The organism is Pseudomonas sp. No.117, from assembly GCF_054558395.1.
On record NZ_BAAJNP010000004.1, the window covers coordinates 608,086 to 634,175 of the forward strand.

17 protein-coding genes are annotated in these 26,090 nt (G+C 63.7%); 10 read left to right on the plus strand and 7 right to left on the minus strand.

Features of this window, described 5'->3' with window-relative positions; translation table 11 throughout:
* Window positions 1–49 precede the first annotated feature (49 nt).
* From ACYJP6_RS12655 to ACYJP6_RS12680, 6 genes are all read left to right on the plus strand, one after another.
* Window positions 50–1,213, plus strand: coding sequence for an efflux RND transporter periplasmic adaptor subunit (locus tag ACYJP6_RS12655; RefSeq protein WP_459475325.1), 1,164 nt, complete (start codon window positions 50–52; stop codon window positions 1,211–1,213).
* Window positions 1,210–3,153 carry a MacB family efflux pump subunit gene (locus ACYJP6_RS12660; RefSeq protein ID WP_459475327.1) on the plus strand — a complete coding sequence of 648 codons (1,944 nt, stop codon included), beginning with the start codon at window positions 1,210–1,212 and terminating at the stop codon, window positions 3,151–3,153. The genes ACYJP6_RS12655 and ACYJP6_RS12660 overlap by 4 nt, the downstream gene beginning before the upstream one ends.
* On the plus strand, window positions 3,153–4,556 hold the full coding sequence (locus ACYJP6_RS12665) for an efflux transporter outer membrane subunit (protein ID WP_459475328.1): 1,404 nt from the start codon (window positions 3,153–3,155) through the stop codon (window positions 4,554–4,556). The genes ACYJP6_RS12660 and ACYJP6_RS12665 overlap by 1 nt, the downstream gene beginning before the upstream one ends.
* Window positions 4,557–4,618: 62 nt before the next feature.
* On the plus strand, window positions 4,619–5,155 hold the full coding sequence (locus tag ACYJP6_RS12670; protein WP_459475329.1) for a sigma-70 family RNA polymerase sigma factor: 537 nt from the start codon (window positions 4,619–4,621) through the stop codon (window positions 5,153–5,155).
* Window positions 5,152–6,117 carry a FecR family protein gene (locus ACYJP6_RS12675; RefSeq protein ID WP_459475330.1) on the plus strand — a complete coding sequence of 322 codons (966 nt, stop codon included), beginning with the start codon at window positions 5,152–5,154 and terminating at the stop codon, window positions 6,115–6,117. Before ACYJP6_RS12670 ends, ACYJP6_RS12675 begins: the two co-directional genes overlap by 4 nt.
* Before the next feature lie 71 nt (window positions 6,118–6,188).
* Window positions 6,189–8,630: a TonB-dependent siderophore receptor gene (locus ACYJP6_RS12680; RefSeq protein ID WP_459475331.1), complete on the plus strand. Its 2,442-nt coding sequence runs from the start codon at window positions 6,189–6,191 to the stop codon at window positions 8,628–8,630.
* Window positions 8,631–8,864: 234 nt separating this feature from the next.
* Here the strand turns inward: ACYJP6_RS12680 and ACYJP6_RS12685 are convergent, their stop codons facing one another.
* The 3 genes from ACYJP6_RS12685 to pvdP all read right to left on the minus strand — a co-directional run bounded on the left by ACYJP6_RS12685 (window position 8,865) and on the right by pvdP (window position 13,172).
* Window positions 8,865–10,025 carry a YncE family protein gene (locus tag ACYJP6_RS12685; RefSeq protein WP_459475332.1) on the minus strand — a complete coding sequence of 387 codons (1,161 nt, stop codon included), beginning with the start codon at window positions 10,023–10,025 and terminating at the stop codon, window positions 8,865–8,867.
* Window positions 10,026–10,126: 101 nt separating this feature from the next.
* A complete protein-coding gene (locus tag ACYJP6_RS12690; RefSeq protein ID WP_459475333.1) occupies window positions 10,127–11,452 on the minus strand; it encodes a lysine N(6)-hydroxylase/L-ornithine N(5)-oxygenase family protein in 1,326 nt (441 codons plus the stop codon).
* Window positions 11,453–11,561: 109 nt separating this feature from the next.
* Window positions 11,562–13,172 carry a pyoverdine maturation tyrosinase PvdP gene (pvdP, locus tag ACYJP6_RS12695; RefSeq protein WP_459475335.1) on the minus strand — a complete coding sequence of 537 codons (1,611 nt, stop codon included), beginning with the start codon at window positions 13,170–13,172 and terminating at the stop codon, window positions 11,562–11,564.
* A 166-nt stretch (window positions 13,173–13,338) separates the two neighbouring features.
* Here pvdP and pvdM point away from each other — a divergent pair, with 166 nt between their 5' ends.
* From pvdM to pvdO, 3 genes are read left to right on the plus strand one after another with little or no spacing between them, the layout of a single operon-like run.
* Window positions 13,339–14,700, plus strand: coding sequence for a pyoverdine-tailoring dipeptidase-like protein PvdM (pvdM, locus tag ACYJP6_RS12700; RefSeq protein WP_459475337.1), 1,362 nt, complete (start codon window positions 13,339–13,341; stop codon window positions 14,698–14,700).
* Entirely contained in the window at window positions 14,693–15,967 is a 1,275-nt protein-coding gene (gene pvdN / locus ACYJP6_RS12705) for a pyoverdine-tailoring periplasmic protein PvdN (protein ID WP_459475339.1), read from the plus strand. Before pvdM ends, pvdN begins: the two co-directional genes overlap by 8 nt.
* 28 nt (window positions 15,968–15,995) lie before the next feature.
* Window positions 15,996–16,850, plus strand: coding sequence for a dihydropyoverdine dehydrogenase (pvdO, locus tag ACYJP6_RS12710; RefSeq protein WP_459475340.1), 855 nt, complete (start codon window positions 15,996–15,998; stop codon window positions 16,848–16,850).
* Window positions 16,851–16,889: 39 nt separating this feature from the next.
* On the opposite strand, the gene ACYJP6_RS12715 is transcribed toward pvdO, so the two are convergent.
* The gene (locus ACYJP6_RS12715; RefSeq protein ID WP_459475341.1) at window positions 16,890–17,714 is read right to left on the minus strand and encodes a formyltransferase family protein; all 825 of its coding nucleotides are present in this window, start codon (window positions 17,712–17,714) and stop codon (window positions 16,890–16,892) included.
* Window positions 17,715–17,962: 248 nt separating this feature from the next.
* Between ACYJP6_RS12715 and ACYJP6_RS12720 the strand changes: the two genes are divergently transcribed.
* A complete protein-coding gene (locus ACYJP6_RS12720) occupies window positions 17,963–19,615 on the plus strand; it encodes a cyclic peptide export ABC transporter (protein WP_459475342.1) in 1,653 nt (550 codons plus the stop codon).
* Window positions 19,616–19,875: 260 nt separating this feature from the next.
* Here ACYJP6_RS12720 and ACYJP6_RS12725 read toward each other — a convergent pair whose 3' ends face one another.
* From ACYJP6_RS12725 to ACYJP6_RS12735, 3 genes are all read right to left on the minus strand, one after another.
* Window positions 19,876–20,109 (minus strand): hypothetical protein, encoded by a 234-nt coding sequence (locus ACYJP6_RS12725; RefSeq protein ID WP_459475343.1) that lies wholly within the window; start codon window positions 20,107–20,109, stop codon window positions 19,876–19,878.
* A gap of 460 nt (window positions 20,110–20,569) precedes the next feature.
* The gene (locus ACYJP6_RS12730; RefSeq protein ID WP_459475344.1) at window positions 20,570–22,942 is read right to left on the minus strand and encodes a TonB-dependent siderophore receptor; all 2,373 of its coding nucleotides are present in this window, start codon (window positions 22,940–22,942) and stop codon (window positions 20,570–20,572) included.
* A 345-nt stretch (window positions 22,943–23,287) separates the two neighbouring features.
* Window positions 23,288–26,090 (minus strand): condensation domain-containing protein (locus tag ACYJP6_RS12735; protein WP_459475345.1); only part of this gene is annotated, 2,803 nt, incomplete at its 5' end.

Sequence of the window (26,090 nt, forward strand, 5' to 3'; positions counted from 1 at the left end):
CGCGCCGCTCGTCTAGGGGGATAGCCTTCCAGGTACCCTCAAGATTCCCATGACGCCCTCTCGCCATCCCCTTGCCGCCTTGGCCCTGGCTGCGGCCCTCACCCTGTGCGCCCTGGCCGCCTGGGCGCTGCTGCCACGCAGTGATCAGCACGGCCCGACGGTCCTGGTCAGCCGGGCCGATATCCAGAGCCAGGTAACCGCCCTGGGCACCCTGCAGCCCAGGCGCTATGTCGACGTCGGTGCCCAGGCCTCCGGGCAGATCCTGCGTCTGCATGTCGAACCGGGCAGCGAAGTGGAAGCCGGTCAGCTGCTGGTGGAAATCGACCCGGCCACCCAGCGCGCCCGCGTCGAGGCAGGCCACGCCCAGATCGATGCCCTGCAGGCGCAACTCGCCGAGCAGCGCGCCTTGCAAACCTTGGCCAGCCAGCAGCACCGTCGCCAGTTGGCACTCGCTCGCGGCAATGCTACGCGAGAGGAGGACGTGCAGGGTGCCAAGGCACAGCTGGACGCCAGCGCCGCCCGGGTACGCGGCCTGGAGGCCCAGATTCGCCAGGCCCGCGCCGGGCTGCGTCGCGATGAGGCGGAACTCGGCTACACCCGCATCTATGCGCCCCTGAGTGGCACCGTGGTGGCCGTGGATGCCCGCGAGGGGCAGACCCTCAACGCCCAGCAGCAGACCCCGCTGATCCTGCGAATCGCCCGCCTCTCGCCAATGACGCTCTGGGCCCAGGTCTCGGAAGCCGATATCTCCCGCATCAAGCCCGGCATGACCACCTGGTTCACCCTGCTCAGCGGCGATCCGCGCCGCTGGCAGGGCAAGGTGCGGCAGATCCTGCCCGTCCCGCCACGGCCGCTAGAGCAGAGTAACCAGGGTGGCGGCAGTCCGGTTGGCGGCCAGGGTGGCCAGCACCGGGTGGTGCTCTATACGGTGCTGATCGATGTCGACAACGAGGATCGCGCCCTGATGGCCGACATGACCGCCCAGGTCTCCTTCGTGGTCGATCAGGCCACGGCGGTACCGAGCCTTCCCGTTGCCGCCGTCCAGGACGACGGTCGCGGTGGACGCCTGGCCTGGGTCCTCGATACCGATGGCAAGCCCAAAGCGCGGCAGCTGGAAGTCGGCCTGAGCGATCGCCAACGCATCCAGATCCGCAACGGTCTGGTCGAGGGCGAGCGAGTCCTGGTGGATCCTCCCCAGGAGACAACGCCATGACCGGCGCGCCCCTGATCGAACTGGACACGGTGCACAAGGCTTATGGCGGCGGCGAGACGCCACGCATCGAGGTGCTCAAAGGGATCTCCCTGCGCATCGACGCGGGCGAATTCGTCGCCATTGTCGGGGCCTCCGGATCAGGCAAGTCGACCCTGATGAACATTCTGGGCTGCCTGGACCGCCCCAGCAGCGGCCACTACCGTTTCGCCGGTCAGGACGTCTCGGCCCTGGACCGCGATGCCCTGGCGTGGCTGCGCCGCGAGGCCTTCGGCTTCGTCTTCCAGGGCTACCACCTGATTCCCGCGGCCTCGGCCCAGGAAAACGTCGAGCTACCTGCACTCTATGCCGGCACCTCGGCCAGCCAGCGTAGTCGCCGCGCCAACGCCCTGCTGGAACGCCTGGGCCTGGCGGAGCGTACCGCCAACCGCCCTCATCAATTGTCCGGCGGCCAGCAACAACGGGTATCCATTGCCCGCGCGCTGATGAACGGCGGCCACATCATCCTCGCCGACGAACCCACCGGGGCACTCGACAGCCATAGCGGCCAGCAGGTCATGGCCCTGCTCGACGAACTGGCCGCGGAAGGCCACGTCATCATCCTCATCACCCACGACCGCCAGGTCGCCGAGCGTGCCGCCCGAGTGATAGAGATCAGCGACGGCGAAATCGTCGCGGATCGTCGGTTGCGACCGGCCGGCCAATCCGGACACCTGGCCCTGGACCCTTCCCGCCGCCAGGAAACACCCCGCGGCCTGCTGGTCGCCGAAGGGCTCGAAGCCCTGCGGGGTGCCTGGCGCACCCTCTGGAGCAATCGGGTACGGACCGTGCTGACCCTGCTCGGTATCGTCATCGGTGTAGCCTCGGTGGTGGTGATGCTGGCCGTGGGCGAAGGCAGCAAGCGCCGCGTGATGGCGCAGATGGGCGCCTTCGGCTCCAACATCATCTACCTGGGCGGTCGCTCACCCGCGCCCCGGGCACCCGAGGGCGTAGTGACCCTGGATGACGTGGCTGCTCTGGCGACCCTGCCCCAGGTCCGCCGGATCATGCCGGTGAATGGCGCAGAACTCATCGTGCGCCATGGCAACAGGGATATGCAGGCCTATGTGGGTGGCAACAACCCGGACTTTCCCAAGATCCTCAATTGGCCGGTGGTGCGCGGCAGCTACTTCAGCCAGGCCGACGAAGCCCAGGCCGCCACCGTCGCGGTGATCGGCGAGCGGGTGCGCCGCACCCTGTTCGAGGAGCGCGATCCCATCGGCCAGCAGATCCTCATCGAGAACGTGCCCTTCCGGGTGGTCGGGGTACTGGCCGCCAAGGGCGCCAGCTCCGGCGACCAGAATGCCGATGACCGCATCGCCATCCCCTACTCTGCCGCCAGTATCCGCCTGTTCGGCCGCCACGAGCCGGAATACGTGATCATCGCCGCCAGCGATGGTAGCCAGGTCCAGCGCGCCGGCGCCGCCATCGAGCGGCTGATGCTGCGTCTGCACAATGGCCGCCCGGATTTCGAACTCACCAATGACGCCGCCATGATCCAGGCCGAGGCGCGCACCCAGGGCACCCTCTCGCTGATGCTGGGCGCCATCGCCGCCATCTCTCTGCTGGTGGGTGGCATCGGGGTGATGAACGTGATGTTGATGACGGTCCGCGAGCGAACCCGCGAGATCGGCATTCGCGTCGCCGTGGGCGCCCGCCAGCGCGACATTCTCCGGCAATTCCTCACCGAGGCCGGGCTGCTGGCCCTGGTCGGCGGCCTCATTGGCCTGGCATTGGCCCTGGCCGTAGGGGCTGCGCTACATCTGGCCGGCGTGGCGTTGGTCTTCACCCTTCCTGCGGTACTCGGTGCCTTTGGCTGCGCCCTGCTCACCGGGGTGCTGTTCGGCTTCATGCCGGCCCGCCAGGCGGCCCGCCTGGATCCCGTCATTGCCCTGGCCAGCTAATGAATTCCCTCCTGCCGCGCTACCTACCGCTGTGTCTGCTGCTGACCGCCTGCGCCCATCCACAGTCCCCCCTGCCCCCTGCCACAGAAGCCCCCATCCAGTGGCAGGCAGGCGCCCAGCCACTACGCGAGCGCTTGGACACCTGGTGGCAGGATTTCGCCGATCCTGCGCTAGCGTCCCTGATCGAGCAAGCCCGACGCAACAGCCCCGATCTCGGCGCCGCCCTTGCTCGGGTGGAGCAGGCACGCGCCCAGGCCCAGGTCGCCTCCGCCAACCGTTTGCCAACCCTGCAGGCGGGCTTCAACGGCAATCACGAGCGACTGCTCAAAGGCCCCGGCTACAGCGGTATCGATACCTACCGCGATGATCGCCGCCTGGAGGTCTTCAGCCTCGGTCTGGCAGCCAGCTACGAGGTGGACTTCTGGGGTGGGGTAGCCGCCCGGGCGCGCAGTGGCGTGGCCACCTGGCAAGCCAGTGCCTTCGACCGTGACACCCTGGAGCTCACCCTGGTCACTGCCGTGGCCGCGAGCTACCTCGACCTCAGCGCGATCCAGGCGCGTACCGCCATCGTCCAGCGCAACCTGGACAATGCCGAGCAGGTACTGGCGCTGGTCAGCACCCGCCAGGCCGCCGGTGCCGCCAGCCCCTTGGAAGAGGCCCAGCAGCGCGGACTGGTCGCCCGCCAGCACCAACGACTCGAAAGCCTGCGGCAAGACGCTGCCAATACCCGCCTGACACTGGCCACCCTGTTGGGCGAGCCGGTGGAGCGGCTGCGCCTGGCCGCCGGTGACTTCGCCCAACTGCGGGTACCGGAAACGGGCGCGGGCTTGCCCAGTGACCTGCTCGCTCGCCGCCCCGATGTGGCCCGTGCCGAAGCCCGACTCGCGGCGGCTCAGGCTGATGTCCAGGTAGCGCGGAGCCTGATGTTGCCGCGGCTGACCATCAAGGCCAACCTGGCGGTAGGCGCCGACCACCTGGCCGACTTGGTTTCCAACCGCTACTACGACCTGGGCGGCGCACTCCTGGCACCGATTTTCAACGCCGGCGCCCTACGGGCCGGCTACCAGGCCAGCCAGGCACGTCAGCAGGAGCTGCTGGAAAACTACCGCAGGGCCCTGCTGGACGCCTTCGCCGACGTAGACCGGGCGCTCAACGACAGCAGCGGACTGGATCGACAACTGCACTGGCAGGCTCAAGCCCTGGACCAGGCCCAGCAGGCCTTCGCCTTGGCCGAGACCCGCTACCGCGCCGGCGCCGACACCCTGCTGACCCTGCTCGACGCCCAGCGTAGCCTCTACCAGGCCCAGGAAGATGCCATCACCCTGCGTTTGCAGCGCCTCAAGGCCAGCGTCGCGCTGTTCAAGGCGTTGGGAGGCGGCTGGGAGGCGGGAAAGACTCACTGAGGATTGCCGATCTAGAGCCTCGCTCGTATTATTGATAACAATTATCAATGACAATAACGGTCATGACCAGTCAGCCGCCTGTCCTTCCTTCCCGCGATGACCGCGCGCTCATCGATCACCTCTACCGCGAACACCAGGGCTGGTTGCGTGGCTGGTTGCGCAAGCGGCTCGGCTGTCCACAGCATGCGGCCGATGTCACCCACGACACCTTCCTGCGCATCCTCTCCGCGCCCGAGCGACTCGAACTGCAGCAGCCGCGCTCCTTTCTGGGCACCGTCGCCCGCCGCCTGCTGGTTGACCGTGCCCGCCGCGAAGTCCTTGAACGCGCCTACCTGGAGGAATTGCAGCGCCAGGTGGATGCCGGCGACGCCATGCCCTCGGCCGAGGCGGTGGCGAGTGCCCTGCAGGTGCTCGAGCAACTCGCGGCGGCCTTGCGGAGCCTGGCGCCGCGGGTGCGCACGGCCTTCCTGTTGCGGCAACTGGAGGGGCTGGGCCAGGAGGAGATCGCCATCCGCCTCGGCGTCTCGACCCGCATGGTGCGCAAATACCTGGTGCAGGCCTTGCTGCACTGCCATCAGCAACTGGGTGACGCGACGTGAGCCGCCACGAAGCGGCCATTCTGGCCAAGGCGGCGGACTGGCTCGTGCGCCTGGAAGATGCCCCTGAATACCACCAGGCCTTCACTGCCTGGTGTGCAGAGGATCCGCGCCACCAGGCAGCGGTCGACAGCCTGCAGCAGACCTTGCAACGCCTCGAGCCCCTGGCCGCCATGCCGGCCCAGGCGGCCCTGAACGCGGTACAACGTCTTGCGCCTGAGCACAGCGGTCGAGGTCGCGCCCTCACCGCCCTGACGCTCACCCTGGGCCTGTTGCTACCCACGACCCTTTGGCTCCAGGCCAATCCCCCCGCCTATCTAATGGCCGACCTCAAGACCGGTACCGCCGAATGGCGCGAGACCCGCCTGGCCGACGGTAGCCGCCTGCTCCTCGACGCCCAGTCGGCGGTGGATCTGGAATTCGACGCCCAGCAACGCCGCCTAAGGCTCATCCAGGGTGACATCCTGGTCGATGTCGCCCACGACAGTGACAGGCCCTTCATCGTCGAGACGTCTTACGCGAGCATCCGCGCTCTGGGAACGCGCTTCGTCGTCGAACAAGGCGATTCGGCGACCTGGGTGACCATGCTCGAGTCCCGCACCGAAATTCGTAGCACCGCTACCGGCGCCCGCATCACCCTGGCCGCCGGACAGCGCCTGCGCCTCGACGCCCAAGGACCGAGTTCGCCCCAGAACCTGGATGTCACGCCGCTGGAGCAGGCCTGGCAGCGACGGCAACTGGTGGTCTGGGACCGCCCGTTACCAGAGGTGCTGGCCACCCTTGCCCGCTCCCAACCAGGCTACCTAAGCTACGACGCCCAAGCCCTGGCCGACTTCAAGGTTTCCGCGGTACTGCCCCAGGACGATCCCCAGGCAGCCCTGACCTTGCTGGCGCGCAGTTTTCCCCTGGACGTGAGGCACTACGGCCCCTGGCTGACCCGCGTCACCCTCGCCCAGAAAAAATAATGCCGCCTGCGGTTCCGCTTTGGCGGGCTCGTCCGTCCTGGTTAGCACACGCCAACCAGACAGGTACGTCCATGCGCCTCTTCCACCCTCGCCTCGCCCCCCTGACCTTCGCCCTGCAGTTGGGCTTGCCCCTTGCCCTGGGCCTTACCCTCCCACCCGCCCAGGCCCAGACCCACGTCCAGCGCTACGACCTGCCCGCAGGCCCCTTGGGCGAATCCCTCAACCGCCTCGCCAGCCAGGCCGGTATCGCCCTCACCTTCGACGCCAACCGCGTGCGCGACCTCCGCGCGCCGGCTCTGCAGGGTAGCTATAGCCTTGAGGAGGCTTTCGCACGCCTACTGAAAGGCAGCGGACTTGAGGCTCAAGGTGGCAACGAGGGATATGTGCTGGTGGCCATCGATCACAATTCAGGACCGGTGGACTTAGGTGGCATAACCATCACTGGTAGTGAATCTGCCTGGGGCCGGGTAGACGGCTACGTTGCGAAGCAGAGTGGCACCGGCACCAAGACAGATACACCTCTGAAAGAAATCCCGCAGACCGTAAACATCATTACCCAAGATGAAATCAAAGCACGTGGCTCTCAAACCGTAACCGACGCCCTGAAGTACACCCCGGGCATAACAGGTGGCGGCTTTGCAGACCGGGTTGAGGTATTTGATGAACCAACGGCCAGGGGCTTCAGTCCAGCTCCCCTTTATCTAGATGGCCTGCACCTGCCCTATGGTGGGGGTAGCACGGGTGGAGCTCTACAGATCGATCCCTATACCCTGGAGCGTGTTGAAGTACTGAAGGGACCTGCATCCGTTCTATTCGGACAGAATCAGCCCGGTGGTTTGGTGAATTTGGTATCCAAGCGTCCCACCGCAGAGCCGATCCGCGAGGTGGTATTAGGCGGTGGTAGCCAAGACCGTCGTTATGGCGCCTTCGACGCAGCCGGAGCACTCGATGACCAAGACAACTATCTCTATCGGATCACCGGGGTAGGTCGCGATATTAACTCTGAGATTGATTACGCCGAACAAAAACGCTTCATGCTAGCCCCGAGCCTCGCTTGGAACCCCAATGATCAGACCAGCGTGACGCTATACGGTCAGTACCAAAAAGATAACGATGTACCTGAAGCTCAGGGACTGCCTGCCTATGGAACGGTTTTTAATACAACCAACGGACGAATCAAACGGAATAGATTCATTGGCGAACCGGATTTAAACTCCTACGACCGCGACCAGTTCGTTTTGGGTTACGAGATAAACCACGTCATCAATGACACTTGGACTTTCAAACAAAACGCCCGCTATGCTTATGTGGATGACAGATATGTAGCACCTCTGCACGGCTACCGCTTCGTGGCCAATCCGGCAACTGGGATAGAAGACCAGCGCTATACTACTCGCTTCGGCGTTGACTGGTCCCAAACCAACAAGGTATTCGGCCTAGACAATATCTTGCAAGTCAACTTCAACACCTCTGACATCGAACACACTGCGCTTATCGGCCTTGATTATTACCGTTCCAAATCGAATTTCCTTGGCCTCTATTCATACGAATCGTCATCACCCATTATCGACCTTTATAAGCCAGCCTATGGTGAGTCTTTTAGTTTCGGCAATCCCTACCGGTGGGACCGAACCATCTTCCAGACCGGAATTTACGTACAGGATCAAATAAAATGGAACCGCTGGTTTTTGACGCTTGGCGGACGCTACGACTGGGCGGAAACCGATAGCAAGGAAACCGCTGGAAATGCTAACGCAAAAGACGAAAAGTTCAGCGGGCGCGCCGGCTTCGGCTATGAGTTTGCAAGTGGGGTAACGCCATATGCGAGTTATGCCGAATCATTCCAACCTGTGAGTGGTTACAACGTCGACGAGAACTCGAAAGCGTTCAGGCCTACTACCGGAAGGCAATATGAATTAGGCGTAAAATACCAGCCAGCAGGACAGGACAGCTTCATCCAGGCCTCCGTTTACCAGATCGATCAGAAGAACGTCCTCACCACGAATCTGGAAAATCCTAACTTCTACAACCAGTCCGCAGCGATGCGCTCTACCGGATTTGAACTGGAAGCTAAAGCAGGTCTTTCCAGCAACCTAGATGTCATCGCTTCGTTCTCACAAAACAATATCGAATACACCAAAGACAACGATGGCCGAAAAGGGCGACATCCTGCCGGAACTCCGCCGCTAACTGCCGCCGTCTGGATTGACTACTTGGTGGAAGGACAGACTGCTTCAGCTGGTCTTGGCCTAGGCATAGGGGTGCGATACGTTCGCGGCAGCGACGGTACCGATACTGCAGATGACCACTTCACCATCCCCTCCTACGTATTGTATGACGGCAAGCTATCTTACGATTTCGAAAAGTCGCCATTGCGATTTAAGGGCCTTAAGCTTCAGATGAATCTACAGAATCTTACGGACGAAAAATACGTAAGCCGATGTGCCGGGATATGGGACTGTTACTATGGCCAAGGTCGGACCATAACCACCGACCTGACCTACAACTGGTGATTGTCAGGGGAAGGCCCTATTGGCTTCCCCTACAAACCGCCAAGCACTCGCCTAGCCCTCTTTGCCAGCCATCATGGGCTCGATGAGTATAGGAACTCCTTGTCAACGGCATACCTTCCCTGGAGCTGGATAACACAAGATCGTCTCAACGTAACAGGCTGCCGTCGCTGAGTACGACGGCGGCCCCTTCGGCCTCAGCAGGTCTCACCTAGCTGCCGGAGGCAACTCAATGCCTCAAAGCCCCAACCGCACCACTCCATCGCTTCCATTCTCCCGCCATAGTTCATGCTTGCGATCGAGGGGTGCCTTCACCGTCAGGTAGACGGCTTTCTCGTCAGGGGCAACGGCTAGGCTGTTGGGGTGCACCGGCAGGGAAACGTTGCGCAGCAGCCGCTGACTGGCGAGATCGTATACCAGGACTCCGCCCGAGCCGCGGGGCTCGCCGTGACCACTGCCACGGTAGGTGGCGACCAAGCGACCGGTCGTGGGCAGCACCTTGATGTCCAGCAGTCCCTTGACCCCGGTGGCGATGGGCGCGCCAAAGCGACCGCTGGCCAGGTCGAAGGTCAGGATGTCACCGCTATTGGAATCGGTCATGTAGAGCCGGTGTGCCTTGGCGTCCATCGCCATGTTGAGCAGGAAGTGACGGGACGCCTTGGGTTCATCGCTGTTGGTGTCTCCAGTGCGATAGCGCGTGCGGATCTGACCGCTAGCCGGATCGATGGCCACCAGCTCGTCGCGCCCTCCCTGGCTGGCATAGAGCAATCCGCTGGCAGCGTCGTACGCCAGCCCTGCCGTCCACAGCCCCGTCATCACCGTATGCTTGAGGGTGAAGGTCTTGCCATCGACGATCCAGACCCGGCCCCGTTCGCCTGGACTGCTGATGAAAATCAGCCCACTGGCCTCGTCCACTACCACCTTGCGGGTATGCGGTGTAGCGACCACGCCATCAGCATCGCGCTCGGGCTGCGCGAGCTTGAGGATACGCCTGACCTGGCCGCTGTCAGCGTCGAGTTCAGCCAGGCTGCCATCCAGGGTGAGACCGGCATAAAGGGTGCGAGTACGGGCATTAAGGGCCAAGGCGAATGGCCGTTCGAGGAGCTGGATCGTTTGCACCGCAGCGAGCGTGCCCGGGTCCAGTCGATAGATTACCCCGCTACTGTGCTCGTCGAAGGAGGGACTCGCCGCGACGAACAACTCGTTGTGCGAGAAATCACCGACGAGCTCGTAAAGCCCTTGATAACCGTCCTGGCGCCAGAAGGTGGTGGATGCCCCAGACGAGTCGGCCAGGGAGCGTGCTGGGGCGTACGCGGTAGTGGTCGCGGCACAGCCACCCAGTCCAAGAGAAGCGATCAATATACCTAGCGCAGGGATTTTGCAGCGAGTGGACGACATGGGGGCTCCGCTTTTCCCAGGTTGAAGATGTGGTCTCCTGGCTAGACGAAGGGCAAGCGCCGGGATTTAGCCGGCGCGCGATAGCGGGCTCCCTAAGCGGTTCACGCCGTGCGTTGCGCAAGTTGAGGGCGGTGAACGCCCGCCCCCTGCCAATGAGAAAATAGCGAATTGGCGATCTCCTCGGCGCGTAAGGGCAAAACCGACAGCAGGGTGTCGCTCAAGCCATGGCTGGTCTGGCTGAAGCCCTGCAGATAGATAGGGGCGCGCAATTGTGGGTCGGTGTGAACCCGATAGTCCCGGGCTACGACCGGAATCTCATCCAAGTAGTCACGTAGCGGGGCAAGCAGGCGTTGATGAGAGGTGCGCTCGTAACCCGTGGCCAGGATGATCAGATCGTAGCGATGGCGATGGACGTCGCCGGTGGCGGTGTCCCTCAGGGTCAACTCGACGCCCTCCCCATCGGCCTCGGCGCGCTCGATCTGGCGGCGGCAGAGGAAGCCATGGCGTGCCTGACGAGCGACCTTTTGCCGATAGAAGATGCCGTAGATGCGCTCGATGAGGTCCAGGTCCACTACCGAGTAGTTGGTGTTTTGGAACTCGGCAATGAGTTTCTGACGTTCGCTGGCCGGCTCGTTGAACACCAAGTCGGTGTAGTTCGGCGAGAAGATGTCGTTGACGAAGGGGCTGTCATCGGCCGGCTTGAGCACCGCCGCCCGCAGGATCATGTCGACCTGCACCGAAGGGAAGCTATCGTTGAGGTCGATGAAGGCCTCCGCCGCGCTCTGGCCACCCCCAATGACGGCAATGCGCATGGATTGATGGCGGGTACAAGGCTGATCGGCCATCCGCGCAAGGTAGTGCGCGTGGTGGAACACCCGAGGATGTTCGCGTAGAGCGGCAAATTGTGCCGGGAAGCGCGGGGTTCCGCCGGTGCTCAGCGCGAGGGCGCGCGTCAGGTATTCCTGCTCACGCCCCTCGGTGTCATGGGCTCGCACACGCAGGGTATCCACGCCCTGGCCGCCGGACACCGGCTCCACGGCGACCACCGTCTGGCCATAAGCCGCCTGGCCCGCGAAGTGGCCCGCGACCCAACGCAGATAGTCATTGAATTCCAGTCGGCAGGGATAGAAGGTGCCCAGGTTGATGAAGTCCACCAGGCGGCCTTGCTCACGCAAGTAATTGACGAAGCTGAAGGGGCTGGTGGGATTGCGCAGGGTCACTAGGTCCTTGAGGAAAGAGATTTGCAATTCGCTCTGATTGACCAGGGTATTGCCATGCCAGCGATAGTCCTCCTGGCGATCGAGGAACAGCGTCCGCGGCCGCTGGCCCCAGCCCGGCGCCAGTTCGTGCAAGGCGATGGCCAGGGCCAGGTTGGAAGGTCCGAAGCCGATACCGAGCAGGTCTTGGGGTTCAGCGTGGGCGGTCATGCAGGAATCCTCTGGAGAAAGGGAGTGGCGCTCGCGATAACGCGCACCTGTGCTGAACTTACGAAACACCCTGACGAAAATTTACCGGCCGGTATGCCGATCATCCGCCTCAGGACGACAACGGCCACTTGGCATGTCTGGCGTACCAAGGCCGCCGTGAGGTACGGTCGAGCCAGCGTCCAAGCAGGTCGGTCTCGCTGAAGACGGTGCGCAGCGCCAGTTTCATGGTCTCCACGTCCAGCACCGGCTGGTTGCTCGCGGCCTGAACTGCGGAAAGACCGCAACCGTGGGTACTGGGTCCGAGCCAGGGGTCGTCCACCTCGACCCAGCGCCCTGAGACGAACCAGGGCACGCCATGCCGCTCACGACGCGAAACCTGACCGGGATGGAAGCGTTGGTGGGCGCGATACCAGTCCTCGATACGGTCGTCTATCCAGCCGTGGAAGTACCAGAACACCGGGTTGACATGTGAGGAGAAGGGATCGCCAAGAAAATCGTTCTCGGCGCCGAACCAGCGCGGACTGAAGTCCAGCGGATCGCGATCGCCGATCACCGCGGCGCCATTGGCAGGATCGCGGGTTACGCTGGCCCAACGCATGTGCAGCCAGTCGTGCATGCCCAGTTCGACTTCAGAACCGAACTGCCCCAGCGTCAGGTGGGCCAGGTATTCCGGATCCTGATAGCGCGATTCCCAGGCGAGGAAGTTGCTCTCATAGGCCTCGTCACTTTTCAGGCCACGCAGCCAAAGACTGTATTCCTCGTCATCCCCGGCCACCCAGGCCGGCGGCACGGCGAAGCCATCGAGATTGTCGAGCTGACGCAAAAAGGCCAGGCGATCTTGCTGTAGTGCCGGAGCGCTACGGGGGAGCCGCGGCCAGGAAGGCAAATCCTGCATGGCCCGAGTGTGCTGCAGCATGTGCCGGTGCATGAACAAAAAGTCGACGCCTGAGCCATTGCGGTCCTTGTGTACGCCGCGAGCGTCCCGCTCCCGGTCCAGCGGACCGGGCTGCCAACTCAGGCTGCGTAGCGCATCGCGCTGACGCTCACTCAGGCGGTGCCAACGGTCGCGGGTCGCGTGCCAGAGTTGGTGGAACAGCCGGTGGTCGGGGGCGGCCAGCATCCTCAGCAGGGCCGGCTGCAGTTGCAAGCGCTCCCGCGCCAGGGGAAAGGCGCGTTTGACGGCGACGAAGGTACCTGCCGGCTGCGGCGCCGAGGGTGGCAGCGCCAGAGGCAGCAGCCGACCGCTCAGGCTCCCAGCACCCGAGTCGGCGGCGGCCGCCCAGACCTCATCGAACCTCAGGGTGAGGTCGTGGCTAGGCGCCGTGGCTACGCCGGGATAGATCCGACAGGTGAAGGCTCCAGCGGCGTCACCACGCAGATCACCGAGCAAGCGATACGGCGGTTCGTCGGCGCCACGCAATTGCTCCGGCTGTCCTAGAAAGCCCTGGATCGCCCGCCCCTGAGGGCCGACATCCAGCACCAGTTCCAGGCCCTCAGCCGGCAATCCGGGCAAGGGATCGACCAGGGATCCCAGCTGCCACAGGCCGCGCAGGCGGTCTCCAAAACGGGCCAGGGCGGTGGGCGCAAGTTCAAGGTTCGCTTCGCCGGGCGTGGGCGGTGGTTCGATCGGTGCGGCCCAGCGCGCCAGGTCGCGCGCAGGCAGGACGGCCGCACCGCTCAATGCCAAGGCGCCCAATAGGTGTCTGCGGGAAACCTTCATTGGCCTGCTACACGTTCCAAGAATGACATGCCGCTAGAACGTAGCGCCTCTCGGCAAATTTACCGCTGGGAGCGCCCTGGCGCTAAATTCCGCGCCAGGCGTCTCGTCTTCCGTGAGAACCCGCCACCCTGCCGGCGGGAACCTTTCGAGCCTAGCGAGACGCCCCATGTCCTACCGTGTCAAAGCCCTGCTGGTGGCCCTGCCCCTGCTCGCCTTCCTGATCGCTGCGGCGCTGCTCGGCTGGCAGCGCTGGATGGGGCCGTTGGGCTACTCGCCGCAGGTCCTGACCCATGCCCGGGAGCTGCACGAGCACATCATCGCCTTCGACAGCCGCATCACGGTACCTCTGGATTTCGGCACCCACGGCCAGGAAGCGGATCGCGACGGCTCGGGCCAATTCGATCTGGTCAAAGCCGCTCGGGGACACCTTTCGGGAGCGGCCCTGGCGATCTTCGGTTGGCCGGAACTATGGAACGGCTCGAACGCCCCGCACCACCCTACGCCTGGCTTCGTCGCCGAGGCGCAGCAGCAGCAGCAGGAGACACGCTATCGCATCCTCAGCGGCCTGGCGCGTGACTTCCCCGAGCGTGCGGCCTTTGCCTACAGCCCGGACGACGTCCGGCGGCTGGCCATGGAAGGCAAGTTCGCCATCGTCATGAGCCTGCTCAACGCCTATCCGCTGGGTGAAGATCTCGACCGCCTGGATTTCTGGTATGCCCGCGGCATGCGGATGTTCGGCTTCAACTACACCGGTAACAACAGCTGGTCCGACTCCTCCCGCCCACTGCCCTTCTTCAACGACACACCCGATGCCCTGGGTGGCCTCTCGCCGCTGGGCCGCGCCGCTGTGGCCCGGCTCAACGACCTGGGCGTGGTGATCGACGTCTCGCAGATGTCGACCCCGGCGCTGGAACAGGTCGCTCAGCTGTCGCGTGCACCCTTCGTCGCCTCCCACTCGGCGCCACGGGCGCTGGTCGATATCAAGCGCAATCTCTCGGATCGCGAGCTGCAACTCATCGCCCGTAGTGGCGGGGTCATCCAGGTGGTGGCCTTCTCTGGCTATCTGCGTCCACCCAGCGCCCGGACACTGGGCAAGCTGATCGAACTTCGTCAGCGCTTCGATTTGCCGCCGCTGACCGGGCTGGACAATGCCCTGATGCCGGGCGATCCCATCATCGCCATCTGGCCGGAGGCACGTTTCGGCGACTATGCCAGTCAGCTCTATGCCCTGCTCGAAGAAGACCCCAAGGCCACTCTCACCCAGTACGTCGATGCCATCGACTACACGGTGAAGAAGGTCGGCATCGACCATGTCGGCATCAGCTCGGATTTCAACGACGGCGGCGGCCTGGACGGTTGGCAGAACGCCGGCGAGTTGCGCAACGTCACTGCCGAGCTGATCACCCGCGGCTACAGCGACGCTGATATCGCCAAATTGTGGGGTGGCAACTTCCTCAGGGTCTGGGCCGAGGTGCAAGCCAAGGCCAAGGGCCAACCCTCAGCCGTGGAACACGCTGGCCATGAGTGACAGACGCACCTTCCTCAAGCATGGTGGCCTGCTGGCAGCCGGCCTGCCCTTGCTGGCGATGGCTAAACAGGACGCCCTGCCCCATCACGGCAGCGATCCCTGGTCGACGCTGCGAGCGCAATTCGAACTGGATCCGAGCTACCTCCACTTCGCCACCTTCCTGCTCACCTCCCACCCCCGCCCGGTGCAGGACGCCATCGAGGTGCTGAAACGTCGCTTCAACGCCAACCCGGGTGAGGCAGTGGACTGGGATCGCGAGGAAATCTGGGGCTACGAGGATCGTATCCGCGAACGAGCCGGTCAGTACTTCGGCGTGCGCCCGGGCCAGGTGGCCCTCACCGGCAGTACCACCGAAGGTCTCGCGGCCATCTACGGCGGCCTGGTAGTACCGGCGGGCAAGGAGATCCTCACCAGCGTCCACGAGCACTACGCCACCTACACCCGCCTGGAATACCGCGAGCACCTGATGGGCACCCAGGTGCGCAAGATCGAGTTGTTCCGTGATCCGGCCCAGGTCACGGTGGCGGAGATGGTGGCCAACATCGCCCGCGCCATCCGCCCGGAAACCCGGGTACTGGGGCTGACCTGGGTGCAGTCGGGCAGCGGGGTCAAGTTGCCGATCCGCGAGATCGCCCAGGTGGTCCGCGACGCCAACCAGGGTCGTGCCGAGGAGGATCGTATCCTCTACGTAGTGGACGGCGTCCATGGCTTCGGCGTGGAGGATGTGAACTTCGCCGACTTCGGCTGCGACTACTTCATCGCCGGCACCCACAAGTGGCTGTTCGGCCCGCGCGGGACCGGGGTGATCATCGCCGCGCGCGAAGAGCTGCAACCGCACCTGGTACCGAGCGTACCGACCTTCACCCGCGCTGACAGCTTCGGCACCCTGATGACCCCCGGTGGCTACCACGCCTTCGAACATCGCCTGGCGCTGGGCAAGGCCTTCGAGCTGCACCTGCAGCTGGGCAAGGCCCGCGTCCAGGAGCGCATCCACGGCCTCAACAGCTACCTCAAGGCACGCCTGGCGGAGTACCCCCAGGTGCAACTGGTGACGCCCAGCAGTCCGGCACTGTCCTCCGGCTTCACCTTCTTCCGCGTGGACGGCCGCGCCTGCGACGCCGTGGCCCGCTACCTGATGGAGCGCCGGGTGATCTGCGACGCCGTCGAGCGCGACGTCGGTCCCGTGGTCCGCCTGGCCCCTAGCCTGCTCAACGACGAAGGGCAGATCGATCGGGTGATCGAGCTGCTCGCCCCGCGTCTCGCCTGATCTCTTCAGCCCTTTCGGAGGAATGCCGATGTCCCCGTTACGCCCCTTGGCCCTGGCCGCCCTGCTCAGCGCCGACCTGCCCACCTTCGCCGCCGACAAGGCCCCCGGCACCGTCTTCAAGGACTGCAAGAATTGCCCGGAGATGGTCGTGTTGCCCTCCGGCAGCTTCATCATGGGTACACCGGAAAGCGAGGTGGGCCGCCAACCCGACGAGGGTCCGCAGCACCAGGTGACCTTCGCCCGCCCCTTCGCCATCAGCCGCTACCAGGTGACCGCGGCGGAGCTGGATGCCTACCTCAAGGCCACTGGCGTGCGCCTCGCCGACGGCGACACCCGTCCCGGCCGCCAGTGCCTGGCCGGCAAGCCGCGCTACCAGCAGGGTCCGCGCCAGCCGGCGGTGTGTGTCTCCTACCAGGACGTGGTCGACTACGCTGCCTGGCTGTCCCGCACGACCGGGCAGCGCTACCGCATGCTCAGCGAGGCGGAACGCGAGTACGGCGCCCGCGCCGGCAGCACCGGTGCCTTCCCCTTCCCCATGGACCCCGGCCCCAACTACAGCATCGCCAAGCACGCCAACACCTACGGCGCCAGCGACGGCTACAACGACACCTCGCCGGTGGGGAGCTTTCCGCCCAACGCCTTCGGCGTCTACGACATGCACGGCAACGTCTACGAATGGGTCGCCGACTGCTGGCACGACCACTACCGGGGCGCCCCCACCGATGGCAGTGCCTGGATCGACGATCCCCGCTGCGAGCTGGTACAAATTCGCGGCAACGACTGGGGTGAACCACCGGTGTTCTCGCGCTCGGGGAATCGGAACAACGCCTATCGCACGGACCGTGGCGACTGGCTGGGCTTTCGGGTAGCGCGGGAGTTGTAAGCCACAGGCGCCGGGCGCTTACGCCTGGCGCCCCACGCTTCAACCCCGCTCGGCGAGCAGCATCAGCCCCTCGTGCAACGCCGGAAACAGGCTACGATTGAAGTTGTTCCAACGCAGTTCGTAGATGGTGTCGTCGGGCGAGATTTCGGTCTTGAGCACGTCATGGAACACTTCACCCGAGTCGATGCCGTTGTCCACGTAATGGAAGGACGCGCCGGTCAGGTAGAGCGGCTCGGTCGCTTCCGTCTCCCGGGTGCTCCAGTCGATCACCCGTTGCCCGCGGGCCCCATACAGGGCGTTCCAGGTGGCATAGGCGCCACGCCGCTCGTAGGGCGACTCGAGTCGAGTGATGCCTGGATGAATGTTCATGATCCGCCGGGCGAAGGGTGCGCCGGGGCGGACCAGTTCGTCGAGTATCACCAGCAGACCGTCGAGCACCACGACGTCGGCTTCCAGCTCGACCAGGACGTCGTGCAGCCGCTGCTCGAAATCCGCTTTGCCCGCGATGTGCGCCGCCGTGCCGCGCGGATGACGTCGATAGGTCGAGGGGACGCTGAGCAACAGATCGTTCACCCGCCAACCTTGCACCTCGAGCCCCGCGGGATACAGCCAAGGCTGCCCAGCTGCGGGCGCGAAGCCGTAGTCGCCGATCAGCTGACGATCGCGAGGCGACTGCTCGTCATCGTCGTACACCACGCCCACCAGGCGATAGGTGTCGCCCAAGGGCGTCTGGTTGAGGGATTCGACGAGGAATTCCAGCACCGATTTCATGTAGCGCTGCTCGCCTTTGAACTCCACGTATTGCCCAGCCCGGTCGGCGGCGGCGTTGCGTAGCGACCAGATGTACACCAGATTCTTTTTCATCGTTCGACTCCCGCTGAATGAGTGGGCGCCACAGGCGCTTGCAGGGAAGAACGAAATGACCGGGCACCACTTTATGGTCTCCTTGGACGAGCTACCGAGCGAGTTGGAAGCTCTTTCCCGGAGCGACGCGATGTACCGACCGAACCTGCAAGAGCCTCGTCGTAGAGGCTAAAGATCGCTCCGCGAGATTCGTCTGTTCGGGTTAGGGGGCTCTTGCCCTTCGCTCACCTTCCCGACTGGAGTTCTCGATGTCGAAGCCCACACGTGGCGCGTTCTACAGCCTGCTCGCCCTACTGCGCCCCTTCCGCGGTCTGGTGGCGGTATCCATCGTGCTCGGCATGCTCGGGGGCCTCGCCATCACCCTGCTGCTGGCCACCATCAACAATGCTCTGCACTCCACCTCGGGCCTGCCGCAGAGCGCGGTCCTCGTCTTCGCGGCGCTGTGTGGCCTGGCACTCGCCAGCTCCATCGTCTCGGACATGGGCACCAACTACGTCGGCCAGCGCATCATCGCCGCCCTGCGCAAGGATCTCGGTGAAAAGGTGCTGTCGGCGCCCATCGAGCAGATCGAGCGCTACCATGCCCATCGCCTGATTCCGGTGCTGACCCATGACGTCGATACCATCAGCGACTTCTCCTTCGCCTTCACCCCGCTGGCCATTTCCGCCACCGTCACCCTGGCCTGCCTGGGCTATCTCGCCTACCTGTCGGTGCCGCTGTTCCTGATCATGGTCGTGGCCATCGTCATAGGCACCAGCGTGCAGTACTGGGCCGGCGGCAAGGGCATCCGTGGCTTCGATCTGGCAAGGGACCACGAAGACGAGCTGCAGCGCCACTACAGCGCCATCGCTTCGGGGGCCAAGGAGCTGCGCATGCACCGCCCACGGCGCTTCCGCATGAACCTGCATCGCATCCAGGAAACCGCCGATCTCATCAGTGCCATCCAGGTGCGTTCGGTGAACATCTACATCCTGGCCAAGACCTTCGGCTCCATGCTGTTCTTCGTGGTCATCGGCCTGGCCCTCGGCTACCAGGCCTATCGTCCCGATCCCGACCCCACCGTGATCACCGGCTTCGTCCTGGTGCTGCTCTACATGAAGGGTCCGCTGGAACACCTGGTGGGCTATCTGCCGGTGGTGGGCAAGGCCAAGGTGGCCTTCGGTCGCATCAGCGAACTGGCCGAGCGCTTCTCTTCGCCCGAGGCCCACCTGCTCATGGAGGACAGCAAGGCCCCCAATACCGAAGTTCATCAGTTGGAGCTGCGCCAGGTGACCTACAGCCCACCCCCGGTCGCCGGCAGCGAACCCTTCCACCTGGGCCCGATAAACCTGCGTATCCGCCAGGGCGACATCGTCTTCATCGTCGGCGAGAATGGCTCCGGCAAGACCACCCTGATCAAGCTGCTGCTCGGACTCTACCAACCCCAAAGCGGAGAAATCCGCCTGAACGGAGCGCCGGTGACCGATCTCACCCGGGACGATTATCGCCAGCTGTTCACCACCGTCTTCGCCGACTACCACCTCTTCGATGACCTGGTACAGGGCCAGGCCAAGACCTCGCTGGACCAGGCGAGTCGCTACCTCGAGCGCCTGGAGCTGGCGCACAAGGTCAGCGTCCGCGACGGCGCCTTCACCACCACCGACCTCTCCACCGGCCAGCGCAAGCGCCTGGCCCTGGTCAACGCCTGGCTCGAAGAACGCCCCGTGCTGGTCTTCGACGAATGGGCCGCGGACCAGGACCCGGCGTTCCGCCGGGTCTTCTACACCGAGCTGCTACCGGAGCTGAAACGCCTGGGCAAGACGCTCATCGTCATCAGTCACGACGATCGCTACTTCGACATGGCCGACCAGTTGGTGCAGCTGCGTGCGGGTCAACTGGTGAGCGAGTGCGTTCCATCCTGAGAACTGCACTTTTCTTCGCCATAGCGGCATCTCTCCATTTCTCGCGCTGCGCCCAGGGCTCTCTATCGGGCACGTTTCATACCGTTGTCGGGAAACGCCCTTTGGGCAGTCCGGTACCTCTTTTGGTGGTCAACATTGCTAAAGCGATCACGAGCGTGAACCGGTCGAAACGCATGCACGGATAACCGCCTTAGGCGACACGACATGGTGAATCGACGTGCTCCTGCTGGTGGGTTACAGGGGCGCTACACTTACCACCGCTACTTCCCTTGTTTCTCTTTCAGCTTCTGAACGGCTTCTGGCAGGTTCTGGATTAATTTCACGCCTAGATACAACGACCCTTTGCCAACCAGCTTTGCCGTCGAAGCGGCCTTGGCCATACCCGTACCGTGGGAAAAGTCATCTTTAACTTCGCCCCACGCATCGCTGATCATTTTATCAAGCGACTCATTGAAAGAAGGCCTACTAATAACTTCTCGATTTTCCTCATCCATACCCTTTTCCTCGACGAAGCAGACCCACTGCAATTTCCATTGAAGTCAGGTATAAATATTAGATCTCTACTGCAGAAATGATCTTTGCCTGCCCACGCTCGCGCTCCTTGATTTTCTCCTTCGCTTGACTCGCACTGCTAGCCCGCACACTGGTAGTAATTACCGAAGGGTTCGTACCACGAGTAAACGTTACGCGAAAGTTCTTGTCGCTCATCCCTGCCTCTCCAAGTAGTGGCAAATGCCTCGCAAACCACCTTTATCACCTGAAGTTCGAGAGCACAAGCCTGTTATAGCGCCATGGATGGACGACTCAGCGCCCGAGCAACGGCAAATTTAACATCGGCTTGATCCCTCTCAGTCGTGGGCGAATAGAACCAAGCTACCAAGCAATAGGATCAGGAGTTTTGGAAATTGAAATGCCGGCTCGTGGCCGGCATTCGCAACGCTCGATGGGGATGGCTCAGTAGCTGTAGGTGAGGCTGAACAGCACGTTGCGTGGATCGCCGAAGTAGTTGAGACCGTAGTCCACCGATTGGTAGTAGCGTTTGTCGAACAGGTTGTTGACGTTCACGGCGCCACTCAGCTCCTTGGTGAAGCGATAACCCAAGCGCGAGTTCCAAATGGCGAAGCCGCTCTGCTCGCGACCGTAGTAGCCAAAGCCCGCCGAACGACTCTGGGCATTGACGCCACCGCCAATGGACACCTTCGACCAGTCACCGGGCAGTTGGTAGTCCAGCCAGGAGCGGAAGATGTGCTTGGGCGTATGGATGCTGGCGCCGACATCGCTACCTATATCCGGCGCAGCGCTCTGGTAGCGCAGCAGGTTGAGTGTATAGGCCGCGTACACCTGTAGATTATCCGCCACCGCGCCACTGACCTCGGCTTCGAAGCCCCGGCTAATGGCTTTGCCGCCACCGTAGTAGCAGGTACCGCCGCAGTTGGCTTCCTGGATATCCGGATCGAGATCGCCGTTCTCGATCGGAATGTTGTTCTGCTCCATACGGAACATGGACAGGCTGACGTTCAGCCGACCGTCGTTCAGTACGCCCTTGATACCAGTCTCGACGCTCTTGCCGGTCTTGGGCGCGAGAATGCCACCGCTGGCGGTACGCAGCGATTGCGGCAGGAAGATCTCGGTGTAGCTGGCGTAGGCACTCCACTGCGGGGTGAGGTCGTAGATGACGCCGGCATAGGGCACAGCCTTGCCCGACTCCTGAGCGACCGACTTGGAATCGCCGAAGGGCCCGTTGGACTTGTAGGCCTTCTGATAGGAAGACACCCGCGCGCCTAGGATCACCGAGAGATCGTCGGTGAGGTAGTACTGACCCATGCCGTACAGCCCCTTCTGGATCGAAGAGTAGCCATCGTCGCTGCGGGCGTTGGCGTAGATGCTGCTGTCGGAGGGTTTGTTGGTGTAGACGGGGTTAGTGAAGATGTCCCAGCTCGGCACCGTACGTAGATTCCAGCCAAAGGTGTCGCTGCTGTCCAGATCCGAGTAGTTGGCACCAAAGGTCAACTTGAGCTCGCGGCCGGCCACCTTGGTACGGCCGTTGACGTAGACATCGCCGCCCCAATGCTCCGAGAAGAAGTCGAAGAGGTAGTCGTTCCCTCGTAACGTACCGGTGTTGTCCGGCTGCAGAGTGCCGGCCATCAGCAGGTACTTGTAGTCGTTCTTCTCGCGTGCTGTGACCACGGTAGCGGTGAGCGACCAGTTGTCGTTGAACTTGTGGTTCAGATCGGCGTAGTAGGTTTCCTGGATCTTGTCCCAGTAGGACCAACTGCCACCGAGGAAGGTAGAACGGGAATAATGCGGAATATCACCGTTGGTGTAGTTGGGTAGCCCGTTAGCGTTGATGTTGGCATCGATCCGCTCGCGGCTGAAGCCGACCCCAAGGCGGGTCGCGTCGGTGAGGTCGTAGTCGAAGGCAGTGTAGAAGGTCTGGCGATCATCACCAACGTGATCGACGAAGGAGTTTTTGGTGTCGTAGTCGAGCACCAGACGCCCACGCAGGCGGCCTTCGGCGTCGAGGGGGCCGGAAATGTCGGCCTGGGTACCGTAGTGATCCCAGGAACCGGCCTTGGCCGTGAGGCGTACCTGATTGACCGCGGTGGGCCGTTTACGCACGAAGTTGACCGAGCCCGAGGGGTTGCCCCCACCCTCCAGCAGCCCCTGGGCGCCCCGCAGGATCTCGACGCGATCATAGATCGCGGTCTGCCCGGTGAAGTCCGAACCGCGCGCGTAACTCTGCCGTTCCAGGGGCACCCCGTCGTACTGGAAGTTCTCGATGAAGAACCCACGGGAGTAATACTGTTCGCCCGTGCCGAAGAGCGGCACTGTGGTGACCCCCGGCGCGTTGGCCAGCACATCGGACACGGTGCTCATGTTCTGATCCTGCATCCGCTTCTGGGTGACGATCGACACCGACTGCGGAATTTCCTTGATGCTTCTGTCCCCCTTGCCGATGGAGACTACGGGGGAGGCGTAGGAGCCAGTGTTTTCGGTGGTGGCGCTGACCACGCGACCGGTGATATCCATTGCCTCCATGGACACCACGGACGCATCCTGGCGTACCGAACGGAGAATCAGCGTCGTGCCACGCAGTTCGAAGCCGAGCCCGGTACTGCCCTTGAGCAGTTCTCGTACCGCGCTTTCCACCTCCAGCTTGCCGGCTACCCCAGGGCTGCTCCGTCCGCGCAGATCGTCTGGGTTATACAGCACCTGTAGACCTGCCTGCTGGCCCAGAGCCTGCAGGGCAGTGTCGAGACGCTGGGCCGGAACCTTGAAATTCACTTCCTGCGCATTCGCCTGGACCGTGGCGAGCAGCAGTGCCAAGCCCAGTCCTGAGAGTCGTAGGTGATTTGCCTTGCCTGTTTTCGACCGAAGAAACGCTGACTTACCGTGCTCCATTGCGAGTAATCCCTTGCGTGCTGACATTTTTATAGAAGCGGGGGCGGTTGGCCGTGACGGGCCAGTCAGCCCCTGCGGGCTTTCGCAGGAAAGCCGCCTAGGAGGCCCGCGCTAGAGGCACTGCGAACCCAATCGGCTAAGTAACGCACGGGCCCTGGAAAAATTTACCCAGGCCGTCTGGACCTTCGCGGAGCAGCACGCGGGCCGAAAAGGATCGAGCGCCACTGCGACGGGTTTCCCGGTCACAGCGGCGCCGATCGGTACCCCTGGCTACTCGGCGTCGCTCAGGTGGCGGTCGGGCGCTCCGTCGATCAACCAGTCGAGGGCCCACCGCAACCGGCCAGCGAGGCGCGTGCCGCGGCTGGGCTCGACTCGGTCCCGGCGGAAATCCAGGTTGAACGTCCAGACCTCGTCGAACTCGGCATAGAGCATCAGGGGCGTGGAGAATTGCTCGACATGTTGCATCTCGAGCAGCACCAGCCCACCGGTCTCTCCCTCTACCGCGAGCGCTGCGCGGGGATAGTTCTCGAACACCACCACCGAATCGAACAGCTCGTGGCCCCGCTGACGCTGAAGCTCGTCCAGGGCCACGTAACCCTGCTCGCGCAACTGCAGGTTGAGCGCTTGAAGCTGCTGCAGCCATACCTGCACGCTTAGGTCCTGATCAAAGTCCGCCACCAGGGGAACATCGTGGATGAACAGCCCCAGCTGCCGCTCGATGTCTGGCAGTTCCGGCGGTCGGCCAGCGAAAGTCACGCCACAGGCCACCACCGAACGCTGAAGTTCGAGGTGCAGGGCGAGTAGCCAGGCCGCCTGCACCAGGGTGTTCACGGTCACCCGTTCCCGCTTGGCGTAGCGCTCCAGGTCGAGGCTGCGCTTGGGCGTGAGGTCGAAGCCCACGCACCCATGCCCCTGCGTATCCTCGCTCACAGCTGGCGCCGCGGCGGACAGCAGACAGGGTCGCTCCAACGGAGCGAGCTCGCGCTCCCAGAAGTCCCGTTGCATCCGCTGATCGCGTCGCTGGAGCCAGCCCACGTAGTCGGCGAAGCCATTGGCCAGGGGTGGCAAGGCGTCGTCGAGGTAGGCACGTAGCAGGTCGTCGTACAGTCGCGCGGCACTCCAGCCATCCAGCAGGATGTGGTGGGTGGTCAGGACGACCTGACACATCCCGCTTTCCTGCTGGATGACCAGCAAGCGGAGCAGCGACGCAGCGGTCAGATCGAAGGGTCTCAGGCGCTCCTCGCCGATCAGGTCCTGCACCCCGCGCGCATCCAGTCCGCGCCCGTCCACGATCTCGAAGGGCGCGTTCACCTGGGAGCGAACGAGCTGCAGCGGTGGTTCGGTGAGCAGGAACTGGGTGCGCAGCACGGCATGGGTCGCCAGCACGAGCGTCCAGGCACGACGGAGGCGCTCCGGCTGCAAGCCCTGCAGCGTCAAGACGCGCTGGCAGACGAAGTCCCCGGCGACCTGACCGGCATCGCTCAGCATCTGGCGCTGCATGGGCGTCAGCGGGTAGAGGTCATCGATGGGGCCATGGGTCGCGACCAGTTGGTCCAGCTGCGCCTGGCCAAAGCCCGCGAGGGGGACGTCGGAGGGTGTCAGACTGGCCTGCGTCCTGCTGCAGCAATGGTCCACCACGCCCTCCAGCTCCGCGCGCAGCGCCTGGGCCAACTGCTCGATGACGGCCGGTGCGAAAACGTTGCGACCGAAGGTCCAGGTCAGGCTCAAGGCGCCGTTGAAGACCTGGCCATTGAGGGTCAGCCAGTTACCCAGGGGTGTCTGCGGATCCTGGTTGGCTCCGGTATCGCCCGCCGAGAAGGCGTAGTCGGCGTGTTCCCCGGCGGCATCCGCGAATTGCCCAAGGTAGTTGAAGGTGATCGCGGGCTCCGGCAACCGCTGCAGCGCTTGCCGCGTCGCGGCATCGCCCAGGTAGCGCAGCACGCCGAACCCCAGACCACGCCGGGGTATCCCGCGCAATTGCTCCTTGATCGCGACGATCGAACGCCCCAGATCCGGCTCAGGCGCAAGACATACCGGGTAGAGACTGGTGAACCAGCCCAGGGTGCGGGAGAGATCGATGTCGGCGAACAGGTCTTCCCGGCCATGCCCTTCCAGCTGGATCAGGGCATGGTCGCGTCCGGTCCAGCGGCAGAGGACGCGCGCCAGCGCGGTGAGCAGCAGGTCGTTGATCTGGGTGCGATAGCTGGCCGGCGCCACCTTGAGCAGTCGCTGGGTGGTCGCGGTGTCCAGCCGGGTTTCCACGCTCAGGGCGTCGCTGACCGTCTGGCGACCGCTGGCGTCCAGGGTGGGCAAACGAGGATCGGCCGCGGCCAGGTGGGTCGTCCAGAACGCCTGCTCCGCACGTGCCGCGTCGCTGTGCGCGTACTCGTGCAAACGTTTGGACCAGGCCTGCAGCGAGCTGGTCTTCGGTGGCAGATCGACTGGCAGGTCGCTGTCCAGGCGGCGATAGGTGCGATGCAGGTCTTCCAGCAGGATGCGCCAGGACACCCCGTCCACCACCAGGTGATGGACCACCAGCAACAGACGCTGCCCGCCCCCGGGTAATTCGGCCAGCACGGCTCGCAACAGCGGACCTCGCGCCAGTTCCAGACTGCGCTGCAGACGCTCGGCGAGCGGCTGCCATTCATCGAGGTCAGCGAGGGTAAGGTGCGCCAGTACGGTCGAGGATTCCCAGGCGGTCTCCAGCTCGTTCAGGGGGTGGAAATGGGCCTCTGCTCCGTCGAAGACCAAGCGCAGCGCGTCATGCTGGATGATCAAAGCGCGCAAGGCCCGTTCGAGCGTCGCGGCCTGCCAGACCTGCTCCTTGGCCTCCAGCAGCACCGATTGATTCCAGTGATGCCGGGCCGGGATCTCCTGCTCGAAGAACCAACGCTGAACGGGTGTCAGGGCGAGCGCGCCGACGACGGCACCTTGCTCGGTGGTCGGGGATTCTGCGGGAATCATGATCTCGGCCAGGCCGCCGATGGTCTGTTGCTCGAAGATATCCTTGGGCGTGCAGCGCCAGCCGGCCTGACGTGCTCGGCTGACCACCTGCAAGGACAGGATGGAGTCT